The 21,363-nt window shown below is 71.6% G+C and carries 15 protein-coding genes; 3 read left to right on the top strand and 12 right to left on the bottom strand.

Annotation, left to right across the window (positions count from 1 at the left end):
• Positions 1-174 precede the first annotated feature (174 nt).
• Positions 175-2,841, top strand: a complete 2,667-nt coding sequence (locus tag D7D94_RS14460) for a glycosyltransferase (RefSeq protein ID WP_246171749.1) — start codon at positions 175-177, stop codon at positions 2,839-2,841.
• Entirely contained in the window at positions 2,838-4,067 is a 1,230-nt protein-coding gene (locus tag D7D94_RS09290; RefSeq protein WP_156242334.1) for a rhamnosyltransferase WsaF family glycosyltransferase, read from the top strand. Before D7D94_RS14460 ends, D7D94_RS09290 begins: the two co-directional genes overlap by 4 nt.
• Before the next feature lie 69 nt (positions 4,068-4,136).
• Here D7D94_RS09290 and D7D94_RS09295 read toward each other — a convergent pair whose 3' ends face one another.
• The 11 genes from D7D94_RS09295 to ypfJ all read right to left on the bottom strand — a co-directional run bounded on the left by D7D94_RS09295 (position 4,137) and on the right by ypfJ (position 19,288).
• Positions 4,137-5,516, bottom strand: a complete 1,380-nt coding sequence (locus tag D7D94_RS09295; RefSeq protein ID WP_173024276.1) for an O-antigen ligase family protein — start codon at positions 5,514-5,516, stop codon at positions 4,137-4,139.
• 62 nt (positions 5,517-5,578) lie between these two features.
• Positions 5,579-6,367, bottom strand: coding sequence for a YveK family protein (locus tag D7D94_RS09300; protein WP_156242336.1), 789 nt, complete (start codon positions 6,365-6,367; stop codon positions 5,579-5,581).
• Positions 6,364-7,059 carry a hypothetical protein gene (locus D7D94_RS09305; protein ID WP_156242337.1) on the bottom strand — a complete coding sequence of 232 codons (696 nt, stop codon included), beginning with the start codon at positions 7,057-7,059 and terminating at the stop codon, positions 6,364-6,366. Before D7D94_RS09305 ends, D7D94_RS09300 begins: the two co-directional genes overlap by 4 nt.
• A complete protein-coding gene (locus D7D94_RS09310) occupies positions 7,046-8,164 on the bottom strand; it encodes a glycosyltransferase family 4 protein (RefSeq protein WP_156242338.1) in 1,119 nt (372 codons plus the stop codon). The genes D7D94_RS09305 and D7D94_RS09310 overlap by 14 nt, the downstream gene beginning before the upstream one ends.
• A gap of 264 nt (positions 8,165-8,428) precedes the next feature.
• The gene (locus tag D7D94_RS09315; protein WP_173024277.1) at positions 8,429-11,239 is read right to left on the bottom strand and encodes a DUF7402 domain-containing protein; all 2,811 of its coding nucleotides are present in this window, start codon (positions 11,237-11,239) and stop codon (positions 8,429-8,431) included.
• 44 nt (positions 11,240-11,283) lie between these two features.
• The gene (locus D7D94_RS09320; RefSeq protein WP_173024278.1) at positions 11,284-12,705 is read right to left on the bottom strand and encodes a glycosyltransferase; all 1,422 of its coding nucleotides are present in this window, start codon (positions 12,703-12,705) and stop codon (positions 11,284-11,286) included.
• Positions 12,702-14,111, bottom strand: a complete 1,410-nt coding sequence (locus D7D94_RS09325; RefSeq protein WP_156242341.1) for an oligosaccharide flippase family protein — start codon at positions 14,109-14,111, stop codon at positions 12,702-12,704. The genes D7D94_RS09320 and D7D94_RS09325 overlap by 4 nt, the downstream gene beginning before the upstream one ends.
• 419 nt (positions 14,112-14,530) lie before the next feature.
• Complete coding sequence (locus tag D7D94_RS09330; protein ID WP_156242342.1) at positions 14,531-17,089, bottom strand: CHAT domain-containing protein; 2,559 nt, start codon at positions 17,087-17,089, stop codon at positions 14,531-14,533.
• An 81-nt stretch (positions 17,090-17,170) separates the two neighbouring features.
• Positions 17,171-17,635, bottom strand: a complete 465-nt coding sequence (locus D7D94_RS09335; RefSeq protein ID WP_156242343.1) for a hypothetical protein — start codon at positions 17,633-17,635, stop codon at positions 17,171-17,173.
• Complete coding sequence (locus tag D7D94_RS09340; protein WP_156242344.1) at positions 17,632-18,309, bottom strand: RNA polymerase sigma factor; 678 nt, start codon at positions 18,307-18,309, stop codon at positions 17,632-17,634. Before D7D94_RS09340 ends, D7D94_RS09335 begins: the two co-directional genes overlap by 4 nt.
• 94 nt (positions 18,310-18,403) lie before the next feature.
• Positions 18,404-19,288: a KPN_02809 family neutral zinc metallopeptidase gene (gene ypfJ, locus D7D94_RS09345; protein ID WP_156242345.1), complete on the bottom strand. Its 885-nt coding sequence runs from the start codon at positions 19,286-19,288 to the stop codon at positions 18,404-18,406.
• Positions 19,289-19,349: 61 nt separating this feature from the next.
• Between ypfJ and trhO the strand changes: the two genes are divergently transcribed.
• The gene (gene trhO / locus D7D94_RS09350; protein ID WP_156242346.1) at positions 19,350-20,249 is read left to right on the top strand and encodes an oxygen-dependent tRNA uridine(34) hydroxylase TrhO; all 900 of its coding nucleotides are present in this window, start codon (positions 19,350-19,352) and stop codon (positions 20,247-20,249) included.
• Between the two features lie 4 nt (positions 20,250-20,253).
• Here the strand turns inward: trhO and D7D94_RS09355 are convergent, their stop codons facing one another.
• Positions 20,254-21,357: a Gfo/Idh/MocA family protein gene (locus tag D7D94_RS09355; RefSeq protein WP_156242347.1), complete on the bottom strand. Its 1,104-nt coding sequence runs from the start codon at positions 21,355-21,357 to the stop codon at positions 20,254-20,256.
• Positions 21,358-21,363 lie beyond the last annotated feature (6 nt).

A 21,363-nucleotide genomic window follows, 5' to 3' on the forward strand; every position in this document is an offset into this window, starting at 1 on the left:
CGACCTCCGGGGGGGCAGGACGGGTGCGTCGAAAGCTACCACCGTCGATGAGCCGCTTCCACCGGTGTATCAGAACCTAACCAGGGTCCTCCTCCCCTTCGAGGGGAGCGCTTGGCATCCGGGCGAAGCGCCCCCGAGCCGCGCGTGGTCGCGGCAGGAGTCGGGGGAGTCGCGATGCATTCCGGTGTCACCGCAGAGATCGAGAACGAGCAGGCCGCGGGCCGGTTTCACCGGGACGGGTCGGTGGACGTGGCCGTGCTGGTCGTCACCTACCGCAACGCCGCGCACATCGATGCGCTCGTTGCCGACCTCCGCCGGGAGGCCGGGACTGTCTCGCTTCGTGTCATCGTCGCTGACAATTCCTCCGCGGACGACACGCTGGCTGTCGCGCGCCGGCACGACGACGTGATCGCCGTCGCAACCGGCGGCAACCTGGGCTACTCCGGCGGCCTCAACGTCGCGATGTCGCACGCGGGCGCGGCCGAGGCGGTGCTCGTGCTGAACCCCGATCTCCGAGTGGTCGAGGGTGCCGTCGGCGCCCTGCTGCGGCGGCTGCGGTACGACCGGCGCATCGGCGCCGTCGTTCCCCTGATCCATGACGAGGACGGCGAGATCTATCCGTCGCTGCGGCGGGAGCCCACTCTGGTGCGGGCGTGCGCCGACGGCGCCCTCGGCCGCATCTGGCAGAGCCGACCGGCACCGCTGTCGGAGTACGTCCGCTCTTCGGACGCGTACCGGCGCGCGCACCCGATCGAATGGGCCACCGGAGCGGCCATCCTCGTCCGTCGCGATGCGGCCGCGGCGGTCGGATCCTGGGACGAGCGCTTCTTCCTGTACTCGGAGGAGACGGATTTCCAGCGGCGCCTGCGCGATGCGGGCTTCCAGATCTGGTTCGAACCGGAGGCCATCGTCGTGCACGAGGGCAGCGGCTCCGGCACCTCGGCCGACCTCGTGGCCTTGACCATCGTCAACCGCGTGCGCTACGTGGACAAGCACGCTCCGCGCCAGGCGGAGGCGTTCCGTGCGGCGGTCGTCGTCGGCGAGCAGCTCCGTCGGGACCCCAGCCACTCCCGGGCGAGGTGGGCGCTCGCACGCCGCTCGCGGTGGGCGGAGCTGCCGCGCGCCGAGCGCGACCCGATCTCCCCTGCGGAGTACCCCGCAGCTTCGATCATCATCCCTGCACACAACGAGGCCGCCGTGATCGAGCGCACGCTCCGCCCCCTCTCCTCCCTCGCCGAAGCCGGCGCCATCGAAGTGCTCGTCGTCTGCAACGGCTGCAACGACGACACGGCCGCCCGTGCGCGCGCCGTCCCCGGCGTCCGCGTCTTCGAGACTCCCGTCGCCTCGAAGACGTCGGCGCTGAACCTCGGCGATGACCATGCGACGCGCTGGCCCCGGATCTATCTCGACGCGGACATCCGCGTCTCCCCGGAGGCTCTCGAGCCGGTGATCCGGGCGCTCGCGGACGGCACCTCGCTCGCCGGCCGCCCCGCATTCCGCGTCAATACGGAGGAGGCATCCCCCCTCGTCCACGCGTACTACCGCGCTCGGGATCGCATGCCGTCCACGAGCGGCGCCCTCTGGGGAGCCGGCGCCTACGGACTGAGCGAGGAGGGACACGGCCGGCTCGGTCGCTTTCCCGACGTCACCGCCGACGACCTCTACGTGGACCGGCTCTTCGGTGCGTCGGAGAAGGCCCTGCCGGCGGGTGCGCCCGTCGAGGTCATGCCCCCGCGCAGCGCGGACGCTCTCGTCCGGGTGCTGACCCGCAACCGTCGTGGACCGGCGGAGCAGGGCGTCGAGACGGCGTCTTCCAGTCTCCGCGAGCTTGCGCGCACCATCGCCGGCCCGCTCACGGCGGCCGATGCCCTCGTCTATGCCGGGTTCGCCGTCGCGGGTCGGATCAAGGGCAACCGCGCAGCGCGCGACGGCCGGACGAGCTGGGAGCGAGACGAATCCTCTCGTGAAGCCGCGGCAGCCATGCCGACGGCCGCGGTCGACCACGTGATCCTCACGCGCTTCAATCTGCCGACGCCCGGCCCCGAGAGCCTCGTCCGCGCACGGGAGGGATGGCTGCGCGAACGCATCGACCTCTTCGAGCGCTACACGGTGCCCTCCGTCTCACGTCAGACGGAGAAGGGCTTCCGCTGGATCGTCTACCTCGACCCGCAGAGCCCCTCGTGGCTGCTGGAGCGCCTCGCTCCGCACGTCGAAGCCGGTCTGTTCACCGCGCTCTACCGAGAGTCCGTGTCGTGGCAGGACGTAGCCGTCGACGCCCGATCCCTCACCGGCGCGAGCGGGTCCATCCTGCTCACGACCAACCTCGACAACGACGACGCGATCGCCGACGACTTCGTCGAGCGCCTGCAGGCCCTCGCGCGCAGGCACCCGCGTGCCGCGCTGTTCCTCGGCCGAGGGATCATCGCCCACGGCGACGAGGTGTACCTGCGCCGCGACGATGAGAACGCGTTCTGCAGCGTGGCCGAGCCGTGGGACGCGCCGGTCACGGCGTGGCGCGACTGGCACACCCTGCTGCACGACCATCTCCCGGTCGTGACCGATGGCGGACGGCCGGCCTGGCTGCAAGTCGTGCACGGCGGAAACGTCAGCAATCGCGTGCGCGGCGTGCGGGTGTCCCCCTTCGCCTACCGCGCGCTGTTCGGCGACCTCCTGGATGAGCTGCCGGCCCCGCCGCGCGGCACGGTGGCGTTCGATCGCCTGGTGCGCTCCCCCGCGCGCTTCTCGCGGGAGACAGTGCGCGGCCTCGGCAAGCGCGCGTTCGTGGCCGTGGCCGGCAAGGACGGCCTCGACCGGCTCAAGGCGAGGATGGCGGGGCAGTGAGCTCCGTCGGCATCCCCGCGGCTCCCGCACCCCGCGCTCCGCGTCGACGACTGCTCGCGCGGCTGCGCGGGCGCACGCCCGGTTACCTGCTGCGCTTCGCCGCGTTGCGCGTGCACGATCGACTGGACGCCGAACGGCTCCGCTTTCCCGTCCGCGAGGAGGATCTCGCGGATTCGCGACTGCTGCAGCCATTCGAGGTCCGCCCGGTCCCGACCGACCGCGCCGCCCGCGTGGCGTGGGTGATCCAGCCTCCGAGCGCGGGCTCCGGCGGTCACACGACCCTGTTCCGGATGGTCCGCGCGGCAGCGGACGCCGGATACGACAGCACGCTCCTCCTCTACGACCGGCATGACGGCGACATCGACTATTACCGCGATGTCATCCGGGCCGCCTGGCCCTGGCTCCAGGACGTGGCCGTCGAGCGCGCCGACAAGCAGATCGTCGGATACGACGCCGTCGTGGCATCGAGTTGGTCGACAGCGCATGTCATCGCGACGCGGGCCCGCGAGGGACGTCGTCTCTACTTCATCCAGGACTACGAGCCGTTCTTCACCCCCCGCGGATCGGAGTACGCGTACGCGGAGGACTCGTACCGGCTCGGCTTCCGCAACCTCGCTCTCGGAGAGATGGTGCACGGCCTGCTGCGCGACGAGCTCGGCGCGGCCAGCGACCTGATCCCCTTCGGTCTCGACACCGAGACCTACCGCGCGCCCGATGTGGCCGGCGCGCGGCGCGGCGTCGCCTGGTATGCCAAGCGTGGGAACGACCGCCGCGGGTACTCGCATGCCGTGCGGGCTCTGGAGATCTTCCACTCCCGTCACCCGGAGGAGCCCATTCACATCTACGGGGACGTCGTGTCCGACGCGACGTTCCCCGCGATCAATCACGGGAGCCTCTCGCCCAGCGGGCTGAACGCGCTCTACGGCTCGGTCGTGGCGGGGCTCGCGCTGTCGTTCACGAACGTCTCGCTCGTTCCCGAGGAGATGCTCGCGGCGGGCGCCATCCCCGTGGTCAACGACGACCGCTACGCACGGATGGTCCTCGGCAACTCTGAGGTCGTGTGGGCGCATGCGACGCCGGCAGCGCTGGCTGAGGCGCTGGGCGCCGTGGTCGAGCGCGAGGACCGCGCCCAGCACGCGGCGGCGGCGGCGGCGAGTGTCGCCGGTCGCTCCTGGAGTCCCGGCACCGAGGCGCTGCTGCGCGTGCTGCGGAGCGAGCTCGGCTGACTTCCGCGCCGACGCGAGACGCCGCCGAGCTCAGGCTCGGCGGCGTCTCGCGTCAGCTGCGCTCGCGCTTCACCCCTGGGTGAGGCCGGTCGCGCGGCGGATCGCCGACACCGGGGCGTCGGGGGTGAGGCGCATCCCCAGCATGTGCGTCCGTGCCGTGCGGCCCGGGGCCATCCCCCGCATGAACTCGGAATCGGCATGCCCGATCGAGCGGATGGAGCCGCACAGCCCCGCGAGCAGGAACAGCATCCCGCCGGCCATCGGAAAGGAGAGACCGTCGAAGAAGGCCAGCACGACCGCGACGGCCAACATGGCCGCCGCGAGCACGCGCCCGTAGAGCTGAGCATCCTGGTGGGGCGACTGCCGCCTGACGGCGAAGGCGCTGGCCACGGCGGCGAGGATGAACAGAGCCAGTGCGGCGACGCCGGCGATGCCCGTCTCGGCCGTGCTCAGCGCCCACTGGTTGTCGAAGATGTAATAGCGCGGAAGGAACGTCCCGAAGCCCGCGCCGAGCACGGGCGACCCCGACAGGAAGAAGGGCAGCAGCTCGAGCGCCGCCACCCGCGACTGCGTGCTCGAGTCGTTGGAGGCGCCGCCGGCGAACATCCCGCTCAGCGTGCCGAACAGGCCCGGTATGGCGACGACCGCGGCAGCCGCGAGGAAGCCCGTGCCGAAGATGACGACGGCGCGATAGCGGCTCGGCAGAGCGGGGATGGTGGCCATCACCGCAACGGCGAAGCCGATGAGCGCCGAGCGCGAGACGGCGAGGAAGCACCCCAGGGCGAGGAGCGCGAGGGCGAACCACCAGCGCGCGCGCCCGGACTTCGCACGTTCGGGCGCGCGGGCGATGGCCGCGGCGACCGCGAGCGGCACGCACGCCGCGAGCACGGTCGCGTATTCCAGGGGGTGGGTCGCGGTGGCCGACGACCGGGTGAAGCCACCGCGGTCCGCGAGCCCCGTCGCGCTCCCGGTGAAGCCGGGAAGCCCGTCGAGGAAGCCGATCAGCGGCTGATCCGTGGCGAACTGCGCCAGCCCGAGCAGAGCCAGCAGCGCGCCGCCGACGACGATCCGTCGCGTCAGCTTCGTCAGGTCGCGCATCGTGGAGATCCCGTCGATGGCGACGAGGAAGACGCCGGCCCACGAGACGAGCCTGGCCACCGCCATGAAGGCGGTGCTGATCTGATCCTCCGGCTGCCCGCGCAGCAGCGCTGCGGCGAAGCCCAGCAGCAGTACGACTACGAGTGCGCCGAATGCCAGCCGCACCGGCTGCGAGGTCGGACGCACCGCGATCCCCCGTGCCTGCAGCCGGCTCATCGTCCACCACAGCATGAGCACCAGGCCCCAGAGGAAGGACGGCCGGCCGAGCCCTCCCAGCGCCGAGAGGGCGAGATTGGACGGAAAGGCGAACAGCAGGACGAGGTAGATCGTGAGCATGGTCACGGCGTCCACGCCATGCCCCCGGATGACCGCGTGCGCTGATGCGGGAAGGGCGCTGTACGCCCCACGAAGGCTCACGATCGTCGTGCGTCTCGGGTCGCGCGCGTGCGACGTTCGGACGGGCGGGAGGAGATGCCAGCGGCCGCAGGTGTCTCGACGAGATCCCGGACGTCGAGGTCGTCGTCCTCGCCGGTGTCCTGTCCGAACGAATCCGGCAACGCCCGCTCCGCGGCCGCTCGCGCGCTCTCCCTGCGGGAGCGCTTCCGACGCCGGCTCCGCGCGAGCCCGTCTACGAGGCCGGCCATGCCCAGCGTGAGGAGGAGGACGAGGAGGCCCGCGCCGCCCGCGAACGTGATGCGGTTGCGCTGATCGATGGTGCTGGACGCGTCGACGTTCAGAGGGAGCACGCTGATGCGGTCCTCGGCGATGACGTCGGCCTTGGCCTGGATGTCGTCGAGGACGACCGCCGTGCGCTCGATCATGTCGGTGAGGATCTCCTCCGCCTCGGCGTCGGTGGGGCCGGACACGTCGATGCGGACGACCGGGCCGGCGGTGGAGAAGTCGCGTGCCACGGTGACCGTCGCACCAGGATGGTCGGCAGTGACCTCCTCGATGAGGCTCTCGGCGCCGAGCGCGAGCGAGAGCACGTCGGCGGCCTGACCCAGCCCGTCGATATAGAGGTAGGGGTTCCCGCCTTCCGGGATGCTGAGCGCGCCGGGAAGCAGCAGCTGGCTGGCCGAGCGCTGGTAGTCCGGCGTCACCTCGGACCAGACGAACACCACGGCTCCCGCGGCGAGGAGGACTCCCGCGACGATCACGTACCAGCGTCGGACGAGCATGCGCAGAGCGTCTGCGAGCCTCATGCGGTCACCTCTTTCCGGTTCCACCTGCGATTGCGTTGCGAGGCGCGCGTGCGCGCCGGCATCATGTCGTCGACGGCCGCCGCGCACCAGCCGCCGACGAGAAGGGCGACCGTGCCGAGCGCGGCGAGTGCCGCGAGCGTGGTCAGCCGTCCAGAGCCCACGTGGTAGATCTCGGTCGTCACCGGCTCGACGGTCGTCTGGAAGCGCGCCCTCGGCGCGATCCGCATGGCCTCCTGCTGCGACCGCGTCAGCTCGGCGACCCGGTCGAGCAGAGCGCGCTGCCGCGTCTCGACCCACGCCGGTGTCGGCCCGACGATCTGCAGTTCGATGGCCGCGCGCGGGTAGCTCACGCTCCACTGCCCGCCGGTGCTCGGCAGGGAGACCAGAACACCCTCGCGGATGCCGGCCCCGTAGTACGGCGCCTCCGTGGTCGCGTAGCGCGGGGGCTCCTCTCCGTCGTTGATGACGCGGGCGACGGACGCCGCGAAGGCGATCGCCCCTTTCTGCGTCGACCCGTCCGTGTCGAAGGGGCCCGTGTAGTCACCCGGCGCCACGAAGGCGATGACAGTGCGGGTGGCATAGACGCCCCCCGCCGAGATCGATGAGGACGCGAACAGCCCGACACCGAGGAACACGGCAACGACCACGTACCACCGCCGGAGCATCACGCCGAGAAGCTCACGCACGGTCACGAGCGCGCTCCTTGTCTCCGTGTTCGGAGCCAGCGACCTCCGAGAGGACGCGACCGATTCCCTCGCTGAAGACGGCGTGCGACCTGCGCTCGGCAAGAGCTCGGCCCCGCCGTCCCATCTCCGCGGCGCGCTCGGGGTCGTTCCAGAGCTCGACGATCGCCCTTCGGAGGGCGGCGACGTCGCCCTGAGGAACCCACAGTCCTTCGACGCCGTGTACGAAGGCGTCGCGCTGACCCTCCACGGCCGACACGATCACCGCTCTGCCCATGGCCCACGCCTCGTTCATCGAGGTGATGCCGTTGTCGCTGGTGGTGGGCTGCAGCGGCACGATGACGAAGCGCGAGCGCTCGTAGAGCGCCCGGAGCTCGACCGGCGGCATCGTTCCGAACGTCACGTTGTCGGGAACGCTCTCCTCGCCAGCGCGATCGACCTCGCCGGCGTTCCACCAGTCCGGACGCCCGGTGTCGAGCACCCCCGCGATGTGGCAGGGGATGCCGGTGCCTTCGAGCGCGGCGACGAGGGTCGCGTAGTCGCGCATCTCGCCCCCGGCCGCCGAGATCGTCGTCTGCGCGACGTCGCGACGCGCGCGCCAGAAGTCGACATCGAGAGTCCAGGGGAGCGCGACGAGCTTGTCCGCCGGCACGCCGAGCTCCTCGACTGCGAACTCCCGCTGAGCTGCGGGCGGAAGGATGATCCTCGCCAGGTGCGAGTGGACGCGCTTCAGCAGAATCGCCTTCTTGGGCTCCGACACCCGGGTGAGCAATGCGACCACGGGCATGCGACGGCGCGTGAGCTTGAGCAGGGACGCGAGCACGAGCGCCACGTCCGCAACGCTCCAGCAGAAGACGACGTCGTAGCGATCACCGACGCGGTACGCCTCCAGCACCTGCACCATCCAGATCGGCAGCCGGCGGTAGACCGCGTGAAGCCACCGCGGCGGGTTCGTGCGCAGGCGCTGGTCCAGGTAGTGGATGTCGGCGTCGACGTCCGTGATCCAAGCGGAGGGCTGCGCGCCCCGCGCACGGAGCTCGGGCAGCTCGTCGGGGTACGGGGGGAAGAAGAGGGCATTCGGGATCAGAAGCACACGCGTGCGCTCGCCGCTCATGACCTCGGACCCGATTCCCGCCGACCGGCGAGACGTGCGCCCGGCGCGGACCGGACTGAGGCCCGCTCCCGCCCCCGCAAATGGACATGATTCAGCGCATCAGAAAACATCGCTACTCCCCGTGACTCGCCGCGCCCGGTAGCGCGGCCGACGACGCCTCGCCCGGATGCGAGGCATTCGCCGTCACAGGAGAAGAGGCGCGGCATGCGCCCCTGATACATGGGAGCGTGGCGGCGACCTTGCGGCCGCCGCCACGCTTCGCACTCACGGAGTGGCTGGCGCTCCGTTGTAGGTCGAGATCTCCGCCAGCCCGACGTTGCCGGTGCTGCCCGACACCGCCGTCACCGTGAAGCGAAGCGACGTCGTGGTTCGCGCCGGGAAGGTCACGATCGTGGCGGCCCCGCTGTTGTTCAACGCGGGAACCGTCACCGTCGACCCGTCGGAGAAGGTCAGGGTTCCCCCCAGCACCTGGTCGGAGCCGTTCGGCCGGTCATAGAGGTACACCCGGTCGATGGTCGTGGCCTGCGTCCAGTTCAGACGCAACCACGCTCCGCTGCGCTCGCCGTCGGACGACCACTCCGCCCCGGCGTTGGCGGGGTACCCCGCCGCCACCGCGTCGATCGCCTGCGTCGCCGCCTGGCCGGGCACCTGGGACGACGCCGACACGAGCGCGTTGCGCGCCGAGTTCGGGCCGCTGTAGGCGGCCGGCCCGGGTGCCGGCGCGGTGCCCGTCTGAACGGGCTCGCCACTGTATGCCTCCATCTCCGCCAGCCCGGCGTTCTCGGTGTTGGCGGAAGTCGCCGTCACCGTGAACCGGACCGACGTCGTCGCCCGCGCTGGGAACGCCACGATCGTGGCGGAGCCGTTGTTGTTCAGCGCCGGCACGGTCACGGTCGAGCCGTCCGAGAACGTCAGCGTGCCACCTTGGATGTGGTCGGCCCCGTTGGGCCGGTCGAAGAGCTGCACACGGTCGAGAGTCTGCGCCTGCGTCCACTGCAGCTGCAGCCACGCGCCCGCACGCTGTCCGTCGGAGGACCACTCGGCTGCGGAGTTGCCGGGGTAGCCCGCCACCACCGCATCGATCGCCGCCGTCGCCGGCTGACCGGTCGCCTGCGATGACGCCGACACCAGCGCGTTCCGCGCCGCGTTGGGTCCGCTGTACGCCGCCGGGCCCGGTGTCGGCGTCGGGGTCGGCGACGGGTCGCCGTTGTACGTCTCGATCTCCGCGAGCCCGATGTTGTCGGTGCTGCCGGAGGCCGAGGTCACCGTGAACCGCACCGACGTCGTCGACCGCGCCGGGAACGTCACCTCCGTGACGGAGCCGTTGTTGTTCAGCGCGGGCACGGTCACCGTCGAGCCGTCCGAGAACGTCAACGTCCCGCCCAGCACCTGATCCGCCGCATTCGGTCGATCGAAGAGACGGACCCGGTCGAGAGTCTGCGCCTGCGTCCACTGCAGCTGCAGCCACGCGCCCGCACGCTGTCCGTCGGAGGACCACTCGGCTGCGGAGTTGCCGGGGTAGCCCGCCACCACCGCATCGATCGCCGCCGTCGCCGGCTGACCGGTCGCCTGCGACGACGCCGACACCAGCGCGTTCCGCGCCGCGTTGGGTCCGCTGTACGCCGCCGGGCCCGGTGTCGGCGTCGGAGTGGGTGTCGGCGTCGGCGTCGGCGTCGGAGTCGGCGTCGGCGTCGGCGTCGGCGTCGGAGTCGGCGTCGGAGTCGGAGTCGGAGTCGACGTCGGGTTGCCGTTGTACACCTCGATCTCCGCCAGTCCGACGTTCGCGGTCGCCGAGGAGGTCGCCGTCACCGTGAAGCGGATCGTGCGCGCGGCGCGGGCCGGGAAGGTGACCACCGTCGCCGAGCCGTTGTTGTTCAGCGCCGGCACCGTCACCGTCGAGCCGTCCGAGAACCGCAGCGTTCCACCCTGGATGTGATCGGATCCGTTGGGCCGGTCATAGAGGATTACTCGGTCGACTGTCTGCGGGTCCGCCCAGGCCAGCTCAAGCCATGCGCCGGAGCGCTGGGAGTCGGACGACCACTCGGCTGTGTCGTCGGCCGGGTAGCCGGAGACGACGGCGTCGATCGCGTTCGTGTCCTCCTGACCGTCGCTCTCCGACGATGCGCGCACGGTGGCGTTGCGCGCGATGTTCGGACCGTCGTACGGAGCGGGCCCCGGCAGGGGCGTGACAGCCGCTGGCAGGGGGGCGAGGTACTGCCGCTCCATCCACTGTGCTTCGACACCGCCAGGGCACGTGGTGTTCGGGCAGAGGAGCTGGTCGTACTTCGCGTAGCTGAGCAGAGCCGCCCGCTTGTCCTCCAGCGCCTGATCCGTCACGTTCGCCGGGGAGTTCTTCGACCCGTACCCCACGTACGCCCGCACCTCGCCGCGGTAGGCGTCGAGCGCCTCGACGGAGAACAGCGCGGCGGCACGGTGATCGGAATGGTCGCCCTGCCCGGTGCGGGCGTCCTGGATGCGGACGGTGCTCGGCTGCGTGTCGTCGAGGATGGCCGTCAGCGTCGCGAGCAGCTCGCTGCGTGTGTACGTGGCGGAGGCGTCCAGCGCGCGCAGCGACGGGATGACCCCGTCCCACAGCCGTTGCAGGGACGTGCCTCCGGTGCTCGAGAATCCGCTGCCGCTGAGACCGCCGTCCGGCAGCCTCAGGAAGATGTCGACGACCTGCCCCGCACCGGGGCTGGTCACCGCCTGCACCGTGCGACCGGCGTATGTGGGGCGCGAACTCGTCCATGTCGCGCCGGGTGCGAGCTCGAGCAGGGTCGCGTAGGCGGCCTGCGATCCGAGCTCCCGACGCTGCCAGTAGTCGGCGCTGCCTCCCGAGTCGCCGGCGGTGAGGAACACGTTCACGAGGCAGTCGCCTGCGGCGAGACTGTTCTGGATGTCCGGGTTCATGAACAGCAGGTCATCATCCTGGTGCGCGATGATCGACAGATCCGTCTCCGCGCAGTCGGCCGCGCTCGCGGTCGTCGGGATGCCGAGGACCGCCGCTCCCGCGACGAGGACGACGGTCAGCGCGATCCCCAGCCATCGTCCCGTGCGGGACAGGTAATCAGACACGGTGGTACTCCCCAGATGTGTTGAAGGCACCGAGCGGGCGGGGCTCATGGCCGCGCCGCCGCTCGGAGGATCTCCGCGTGGTCGGCGACCATCGCGGGTTCGGTGAAGGGCGCCGGCGTGGCGGGCACTCGCTGTCGAGCCATCCGACTCACGCGCAGCAGCGCCCGTGCGAACTCCGCGCGGTTGCGCTGATGGCGCTGACGACGGGCGCGAGCGAGTTCGCGCTGCGATGCGTCCGGCAGTGCGCTCGGCACGACCTCGCCCCAGCCGTCTGCGGCTTCCACCAGCTGCCGCGTGAAGCCGACATCGGACAGCACGACGGGGAGGCCGCACGAGACGGCCTCTAGCGCCGAGATGGGCCCGCCCTCGGAGAACGAGTCGAGCGCATAGACGTCGGCGGCGGCGAAGAGCACCCAGGGGTCGGATTCGCCCAGGAGATGCACGCGGTGGCCCCGATCGTGAGCGCGTCGCAGCACATCGGCTCGACGCACCTCGAGCCAGCTGCTCGGCGCCCCTGCCAGGACGAGACGCAGCCGCGGCTCGCTCTCCGCCGCGAGCAGGAAGGCGTCGACGAGGCCCGCCGCGTTCTTCTGGTCGCTGAAGCGCTGCAGTCCGACGACGAGGATGTCGTCGTCCTCCAGATCGGGGACAACCGCCGAGACGAGACCCCGCGCCGCCGGGCGGGAGAGCGGACTGCGCGAGCTCGCCCGGCTCACGCCGTTGACGACTGTGCGCGGGAGCGGACGTCCCGTCCGCTCGGCGACGAATCGTGCGACCGCGTCGCTCACGGCGATGGACGATGGCGCGGCGTCGACGAGATCCCTGAGGTGCTGCCACGCGGAGTCGTCCAGATAGGACTCGAGCGCGTGGAAGACCGGCACCGTGCGATGCCCGAAGGCGATCAATGGGGTGACCAGCTCAGGATCTGCCCGATGCAGCTGGATGACGTCGGGTCCGACGAGGCGAAGCCTGTCTGTGGTCTCGTGAGGAGCGACCACGTCGACGTCGACGCCCGCCGCCCGAAGCCGACCGGCGGTGGCGCCATCCTGAGTGGCGAGCACATGCACCTCCACACCGTGAGCGGGCAGGCCGAGCGCCAGGGTCTCGACGACCGTCTCGACTCCTCCCGAGTCGAGCGCGCCGGCGACGAGCACGCAGCGCAATGCCCGCCGACTCCCGTCTGACGAGCCGGCCTGGACGACGAGAGCCATCTCCTCTGCCGCCCGCGCTGAATCGGCCCGTGCGGGCGCTGCCGCAACGGCCGGCAGTCCGGAGCGAACGGCGACGACTCCGAGCAGGCGGTTCCAGCGCCCGAACCGCCACCGCGCGGGCACGAGGTCCGTCACCACGGTGAGCGCCCAGACTGCGAGGACGGCCGAGGATCGACATGCGCGGACGACAGCCCGCGGGAAGCGCGCCATGGGGTGATGGTCCCACTTCCGGCGCTTGTTCGTCAGCACCTTCATGCGCTCATCGCCCGGAGCTCGCGCTTTCCCCATCGCCAGACGACGGCGAGGTAGACAGCGACGGCCGCGAACCCGCCGACCAGCAGCGCCGGAAGAGCACTGCCGATCAGTGCCACGGCGAGCCCCGCGACCGCGAAGGCGGGGACCGTGGCGACCGTCGGCCACACAGCACCGCGCAGCAGCGCGCCCAATCGCACACCGCAGCGGCGGAGGGCGATGAGGTACATGGGGAGGATGACCACCAGCGCGACCACGACGTGGACCCACGCCGCGCCGACGATCCCGAACGAGGTGGTCGCGAGGACCATCCCGACCACCAGTGCGAGCAGCCAGGCGATCTGCACCCACAGCACGGGGCGCGCGTGCCCGCGCGCGTAAAGGAAGCCGTTGAAGATGTCGAAGAGCACCCGGAGCGCGCCGAAGACGCCCAACGCGGAGAGCACGGGAGCCGACGTCAGCCAGCGTTCCCCGTACAGCACAGAGATCAGCGGCGCGCTCACCACAGCGAGGACGGCGCCGGCAGGCAGCGCACCCGCCCAGCCGAGCGCGGTCACCCTCGCGAGGCTCGACGACGCGTCGTCCGTGCGGGAGAAGTATGGAAGGGCGATAGCGCGCACGCTCTGCGAGAGGGCGCTCATCGGCCAATTCGAGATGTTGAAAGCGAGAACGTAGTAGCCCAGGGCAGTCGCGCCGGCGATGCGCACGAGGACGATGTTGTCGACGTTGAGGAGTCCCCACGCCAGCAGGTTCGCCGTGGCGATGGGGAGGCCGAACGCCAGCACCGGTCGCACCCGCTCGCGGTCGAGACCGTAGCGCGGCCTCTCCTTGGCGAGGACGAATTGGAGGGCCGACGAGACGACCTGAGCGCTCACACGCCCAATGGCGAGGCCCATCACGCCGAACCCGGCGAACACCAGCAGCAGGGTGACGACGGTGGAGACGACGAAGTCGACGACGCCGATCCAGAACAGCTCGCGCTGCTGGAAGCGTCGCAGCAGCATGGCGTAGGGCACGATGCTGACGCCGGCGAGAAACAGCGTGAGCGCGAGGACCGCGATGGCGGGCGCGGCGGCTTCGCTGCCGAGGACCTGCGCGACGAAGCCGCTTGAAGCGATCGCGAGCGCGGTCGTGACCGCGCCGCTGACCATGCCCAGGGTGGCGACCGTCGGGGCGATCTTCTCGGGCTCCTCGGATCGGATGAGGTCCGCGGAGAGCCCGAGGTCCGCGACCGTCATGAGGATGGACTGCACGGTGAGCGCGACGGCGTACACGCCGAACTGCTCGGGAGTGAGGATGCGCGCCAGCACGATCCCGACGACGAGGCTCCCCATCCGCAGGACGATGGAGCTCACGCCGCCCCAGGCGGCGCCCCGCACCGCTTTGGACTTCAGCTCGACGTCCGTCATCGCCGCCGCCCTTCCTCAGAAGAGCGAGCAGATGCAGATCGCGCGACCGCGGACCCAGATTTCCCCATGTGCGTTTCCCCAGAACCGGAAGAGCGTCCGCCCGGATGCGAGACGCTCCCTTCAGAGGGGAAGAGCCGTAGACGCGATCCCTGATACATCTCCCGCGCCACGGCGGTGATCACGACGCGCCCGGGAACTCGTTCGGGTCGGCGTGTATCAGGAGGGGTGCGGGGTGCTCTTCCTCATCGACGGGGACCACGCCGCAGCATGTCTGCGGCCACAGACTCCGGTGCCGATGCCGACCCCCGCGGCGCCCGCACCGGAAACCTCGGCCCTCGCGGCCGAGCAGGGTGGGGAGGGCTGCAACCCTCACACCGCCCCGGTGGCGCGCCGGAAGCGCCACCGGGGCCTTTCTCTTCTCAGAATCCGGAGCCGTAGCAGAGGAACGGCGAATCGTGGCCGGTCTCGGCGACCGCCGCCGCAAGCGCCTCTGCCGGGTCGAGCCGGGCGGCGAGCCCCTCGTGCATGACGCTCAGCAGCTCGCACGCCACGTCGTCGGCGACGGTGACGGGGGCGGCGATCACGCAGCGGGCACCGGCGTGCAGCCAGGCCCTCGCCATCCCGATCGCCTCTTCGCCCCATCGCACCGACGACCGACCGAGCTCGCACGCGGAGAGCACCACGAGGTCCGGTGCCTTCGCGATGGCGTCGATGTCGTACCCGAACAGCGTGCCGTCTGCCAGCTCGAATCCCGACAGCAACGGCGAGTCGGCGGAGTGGCGGCCGTGCGCGACGACGTGCAGCACATCCACCTCCTCGGCGAGCGCCGTGGCGTGCTCGACGCGGGCCGCGCCATCCGCCAGAACATGGACGGCGTCTCCGCCCGAGCCGCGCGCGCGGCGCTCCGCCTCGAGCCACCACGGCCGCGCGCCGGACTGGGCTTCCTCCGTGCCACGCGCGATCCGCGGCCCGACGACGAACCCGGCGCGCTCGAGCGCGAACGGCGTGCGGCTGCCGTGCGCCCAGCGCGACGCGGAGCGGACGTTCGTGATCACTCGCCCGCGGAGGGCGGGCAGCATCCCCCACGGCGTGCCGTGCAGTTCGCCCGGAACCGTGATGAGAACGCGGCGCGCATCGCCGGCGATCCGCATCGCATCGTCGACGAGCGCCTGCGACAGCCGAGCCAGTCGCCGCTCCAGGGTCTCCCGGATGAGGCGCCCGGCCGGGCTGCCGTGAGTCGCGGCCGCCGCATTCAACTCGCTGTGGAGGCCGTCGTGCAGGTCGCGCACCGCGCGCCAGGAGAGGTCCACCAGCGCCGGCGGAGCCTGCCGACCCACCACGAGGCACGTGAGCCGACCACGCGCGTACACGAAGCTCAGCAGCACCGTCTCGTCGTCGAGGTACTCGCGGAACTCGTGCAGCGTCAGCGACGGCGGCCCGTCGATGGACGAGGTCCCGACCCACTGCCGCTCGCTCACGCGACGTCGCAGGGCCACCACGCGCGGATCGTCCGCCCAGTCCGGCGTCGCCAGCTCGGCGCGCAGCGCGCGGATCTCCGCGAGGTCGGCGGCGTGCCGAGGGTCCTGCGGAGGTCGCACCGGCGACACCTGCTGGGTGAAGTGGCGCGCGTACTCCGACCACTCGAACACGACCTCCGGCTTCCCGGAGCGGATGCTGGCCGCGATCCCCTCGGCGAAGACGCCGGTGCCGTGGATCGCCGCTGACGACAGCATGTCGAGCGATCCGAAGGAGCGCTGCCACGCGGACACCTCGCGGATCCCGTCCGCGGCATGCCGCCGCGCGTCGGCGTCGCGCCCGAGCGCCGCGGACCGCGCGGCCCGCGCCTCGTGGGCGAGGACGCGCACCGAAAGCGGGTCGTCGGGATCGAGCCGCGGGGCACGGCGAGGCGGATGGCCGCTGCGCGACAGGGCGGCATCCCGCACGTACCCCAGGGCACGGGCTTCCACTCGGAAGCCGAAGCGCGACAGCCTGCGCGCCGTGTGCGCGCACGCCGCCTCCAGGTCCGCTGACACGGGCTTCGACGACGTCCGATCGGCTGTGGGCGTGAGCAGCGCGCGCAGCCGCACGCCGTCGGCCCGCACCTCCCAGGAGTCGCTGCCGAGCGCGCGGAAGCGCTGGGCCGCGCGCTGCGCGACCTGCGCCGCCCTGGCCGGGTCGTACCCCAGCAGCGTCTGCGCGAGCTGCAGCTCGGCCTCGCCGCGGGTCTGCGGCCGACGCAGGCGCCCGAAGGCGCGTGCGGCCTGCTCCAGCAGCGCCGCCGACTCGTGCAGCTGGCCGGCCTCGCGCAGCGCTTCCGCGCGGTCGAGATCGGAGATCGCCGCAGCCAGCGGCGACTCCCGCCCGAGTTCGTCGCGCGCGGCGTTCATCTGGGTGAGCGCGAGCACGAGGTCGCCCGCCAGCAGGGCGGTGTACCCGAGGTTGTGGCGCGCCTGCGCCTCCCCCGCGGCGTCGCCCAGTTCGGCGAACAGCTCGGCCGCCGCCGCGAACTCGTCTGCGCATTCCCGCAGCCGGCGCCGCTGCAGCAGGGCGACGCCGTGGTTGAGGAGCACGTTCGCGCGAGCGACGGGGTCCTCGACGAGGGCCACGGCCGTCCGGAACAGCGCGAGTGCGGCGTCCACTCCGCCGCGGTGGAGCACGAGCGTGCCGAGCTGCCCGGAGAGGATGCCCCGGGTGGCGGGCGGCAGCTCGGGCAGCGCCAGCGCCGTCCGGCACAGCAGCTCCGCGCCCGAGGTGTCGCCGAGCTGCCCCATGGCGTAGGCCAGCGGCGCGCTGATCCGCGCCCGCAGCCCGTCGCCGTCCGCGCTCTCGAGGGCGTGCGCGAGGATCCGTCGCGCGTTGCGCAGTCGCCCTCGGCCGTTCTCGGCGATGCCGCGGCTCAGGAGCTCCTCGGCGGAGAGCGCCTCGAGACCGGAGCGCGCCCAGTACTCACCCGGCGCAGCACGGCCGTGGTCTGACATCCGCCCTCCCCCGGCCGGTCGATCCGGTCACTACCGTATCCGGGAATCCTGCTCACCCGAAGACGGCGGGGGAATTCGACGTCAGATGTCGAACCAGGGCGTCGTGAACTCGCGCATCGCCTCGTTCTGCTGCACGACCATCCGCACGCGGGAGCGGCCGCGACGGACGTGGTCGAACGCGAAGCGGCCGTCGCCGACCGTCTGGGCGCTCCACTCCTCGTCCTCCTGCGCCAGGCGCGCCGCGAGGACCGCCGGTCGCGACCATCCGTCGACGCGGACGACACCCGATTGCGGCGCTGCAAGGTGCAGCAGCACCTCGGTGCCGTCGCCCTCGAACTGCACGGTGCGGTTGCCGTCCTCGCCGCGGACGGCGACCTCGACGCCCTCCACGAGGGTCAGCAGCTGGAACTCGCGGTTGAGGTCGTCAACGGCGACGGCCGCGATCATGCGCTCGGCGAGTCCGGCGGGCACCGGGTCGACGTCCTCCCACGCGCTTCGCAGCGCGGCGAACAGCTCGCGGTTTTCTCCGCCGTCGGTCCCCGTCATGGGGTCCCCCCATCTCGCAGGTCTGAATCCAGTTTCGCACGCAGCTTGGCAAGGCAGCGCTGGCGCGTGGGGCCGATGCTTCCCATCGGCATATGAAGGTCGGCGGCGATCTGCGCATAGTCAGGTCGATCGTCGAAGGCCACGATGCGCAGCAGCCGCTGACACCGCTCGTTGAGCGTCTGCACGGCGGTCCAGAGGCGATGCGACGTGTCGCGCTCGGCCACGTCTTCCTCGGCGGCGCGCTGGGTGGGCAGCCTTCCCTCGAGCTCGTCGTCGGGGAGGCTGTCGGCGCGCCGGTCGATCCGCGACACCCGCCACGCCTCGCGGCGCGCGGTCGTGCTGAGCCAGCCGTACACGGCGGTCGCGTGCGTGATCGACCCGTTCTTGCGCACGAGCGTGAGCCAGGTCGACTGGATGACGTCCTCGGCGGCGGCCTTCGGAAGACCGTAGGCCCGCACGTGGTGCCACAGCACAGGGGTCATGACCCGCACCAGCTCGTCGATCGCGCGCGGATCGCCGTCGCGCCAGCTCTCGAACGATCGCGCCGCGCGCTCCCAGCGTGCAGCAGCGACCCCGGAGTCGTGATCGGCATCGCTCTGCACGTCTTCGGGCGACGAGGAGAGCGTCCCCGGGGAGTCATCTCCCGAGGGGACCGACAGAGACAGGTCATCCATGTCGCACTCATTGTGCCCATATACGGAAGGAGTCATGCAAATCCACCCTGATACGTGACGAGGTCGTGATGCAGGAAACGTCCAGGCTCGCGCGTCAGAGGTCGCTGCCGGGGACCGCGAAGGTGTCGCACGCGTTCACTCCGCCCTCGTAGCCGGTCTGGAACCACCGCGTCCGCTGCTCGCTGGAGCCGTGGCTCCAGCTGTCGGGGTCGACGGCGCCGCCGGACTGCTGCTGGATGTGGTCGTCGCCGACCGCGGCCGCCGCGTCGATGGCGTCGCGCATCTGCGCGGCCGTGGGCGCCTGGAGGTACGCGACGCCGTTGTCGTCCTCCTGCTCCGCCATGTGACCGATCCACACCCCGGCGTAGCAGTCGGCCTGCAGCTCGGTGCGGACGCTGTCGCTGTCGGCCCCCGTGCCGCCGCCCTGATGCGCGGCCAGCGCGCCGGTCAGGCCCTGCACGTGGTGCCCGTACTCGTGGGCGAGCACGTACAGCTGCGCCAGGTCGCCCGCCTCCGCGTCGTAGCGCTCGCGCAGGAGCGAGAAGAAGGTCGGGTCGATGTAGACCGTGCGGTCGGGCGGGCAGTAGAACGGCCCCGTCGCGTTCGACGCCGTGCCGCACGAGGTGGAGGCCTGTCCGTCGACGATGATGAGATCCGGCTCCTGATAGCCCTCCACCGTCTCGCCCCAGAACTCGTCCAGCGCCAGCGACCCGGCGGCCAGGCGGCAGTCGTCGTTCTCGTTCGCGTCGCGGCCGGTCTGGCAGTCCGCGATCACGGTCTCCCCGCCTCCCCCGCCCTGCGCCGCCTGCTGCTGCCCGAGACCCCCGAGCAGCGCGCTGAGGTCGCCGCCGGTCAGCAGGTTGAGGAGGAGGAAGCCCAGGCCCAGCACGCCGACCGTGCCGCCGCCCGCGATCGCGGTGGTGCGGCCGCGGCGACGCGCGCGGTTCCGGCTCACATCGGCGTTGTCGTTGAACGTCATGGGCGACACCGTACTGCTGCGCAACCGGCGTCTTCTCGGCCTTGACGCCTAGCCTGGATCCGTGCCCGCGAAGATCCTCCTGTACTACCTCTTCACCCCCATCGCGGACCCGGAGGCCATCCGCCTGTGGCAGCGCGACCTCTGCGAGCTGCTGGGTCTGCGCGGGCGGATCCTCCTCTCGAAGGACGGGATCAACGGCACCGTCGGCGGCGACATGGACGCGCTCAAGCGCTACATCCGCAAGACGAAGGACTACGCGCCCTTCAGGGGCATCGACTTCAAGTGGTCGTCCGGCAGCGGGCTCGATGCGGATGGCCGGAGCCTCGACTTCCCGAGGCTGACCGTGAAGGTGCGCGATGAGATCGTCTCCTTCGGCGCCCCCGACGAGCTCCGCGTGGACGAGAACGGGGTGGTCGGCGGCGGCACGCACCTCAGCCCCGGCGCGCTGCACAAGCTCGTGGCGGAGCGCGGCGACGACGTCGTCTTCTTCGACGGCCGCAACGCGTTCGAGGCGGCGATCGGCCGCTTCCGCGACGCGGTGGTGCCCGATGTCGCCACCACGCGCGACTTCATCGCCGAGCTCGACTCCGGTCGCTACGACGACCTGAAGGGGAAGCCGGTGGTGACGTACTGCACCGGCGGCATCCGCTGCGAGGTGCTGTCGAGCCTCATGACCGCGCGCGGCTTCGGCGAGGTGTACCAGCTGGATGGCGGCATCGCCCGCTACGGCGAGACCTTCGGGAACACCGGCCTGTGGGAGGGCTCGCTCTACGTCTTCGACGGGCGCGAGTCGATGACCTTCGGCGACGGCGCGGCCGTCATCTCCCGCTGCTCGCGCTGCGACGCCCCCTCGGCCAGGATGGTCGACTGCGTGGACGACGCGTGCCAGGTGCGCGTGGTGCTGTGCGAGGGCTGCGGCGATGCGTCGCCCTGCCCGCGGCACGAGGCCGCCGCCGCCTGATCGCTCAGGGCGCCCAGGCCTGCCGCGTGGTGCGCACCCGCTCGCCGCTCTCGGCGGCCCTCGCCACGGCCATTCCGAGGAGATGGTCCTGCGCGGCCTCCGCGAGGCCGTACCAGCCGTCGCCGCCGCGCACGTACGCCGCCATGCGCGCGAGGCACTCCGCGACGGCGATCTCGTCGTCGCTGAGCGGCGCCGGAGCGAACGGATTGCGGTACAGCCATTCCCCGCCGCCGGTGAGGCCACGGAGGAAGTGCCCCTCGAGATTCGTGAAGTGCCCGGTGTCGACGCGGCGGATGCGGTACTCCATCGGCGTGCGCGCGTCCTGCAGGTACCGCACGTCCAGCCCGTCGATCTCGCCCCGCTCTCCGCGGGCGAGAAGACGGGTGCCGCGGATCCACGACCGGTTCTGCTGCGGCGCCCAGTCGTAGACGCCGAGTCGGCCGCCGAAGTCGAGTTGGGCGAGGGTGAGCTCGGCGGTCAGCAGCTCCTCGCGCGCCGGATCGCCGCCACGGCCGGGGCCGCCGACCAGCGGTGCGTCGAAGCGCGCCGCCGTGATCGCGGCGTCGTCGAATCCGACGCCGAGCATCCGCCGCATCACGCTCATGGCGTGGTACCCGTGGCTGACCGAGACGCGGCACTCGCGCACCTCGCCGAGCACTCCCGACCGGGCGATGCCGAGCTGCGCGGCGATGAGCGGCTGCAGGTGATACTGCTCCGCGACCTGGACGGGCGCGTCCCGGCCGACGGCGCGGAACAGGGAGGTGAGGTCGTCCACGGAATCCGCCGGTGGCGTCTCGGTGAGCACGGGGAGGTCTCGGCGCACGGCATCGGCGATGAGCTCGGGCGCCGCCGTGCGGGGCACGGAGAGGACGAGGAAGTCGGGGCGACGGTGCGCGAGGAGCGCGTCGAGCGAGGCGAATGCGGGCGCTCCCCACTCGGCCCTCATCTGCTCGGCCGCCGCGGCATCGCGCACGACGAGTCCCGCGATCCGGAGCCGATCGGGAAGCGCGGCCGCCACCCGCAGGATGAACCGCGCGCGCCATCCGGCCCCCACGACGGCGAGCGAGACCGGCTCTGCGCTGTCGGCGTTCGTGCGGCCGCTGTGCATGCGCCC

The organism is Microbacterium oryzae, from assembly GCF_009735645.1.
In the GTDB taxonomy this organism is placed as follows: domain Bacteria; phylum Actinomycetota; class Actinomycetes; order Actinomycetales; family Microbacteriaceae; genus Microbacterium; species Microbacterium oryzae.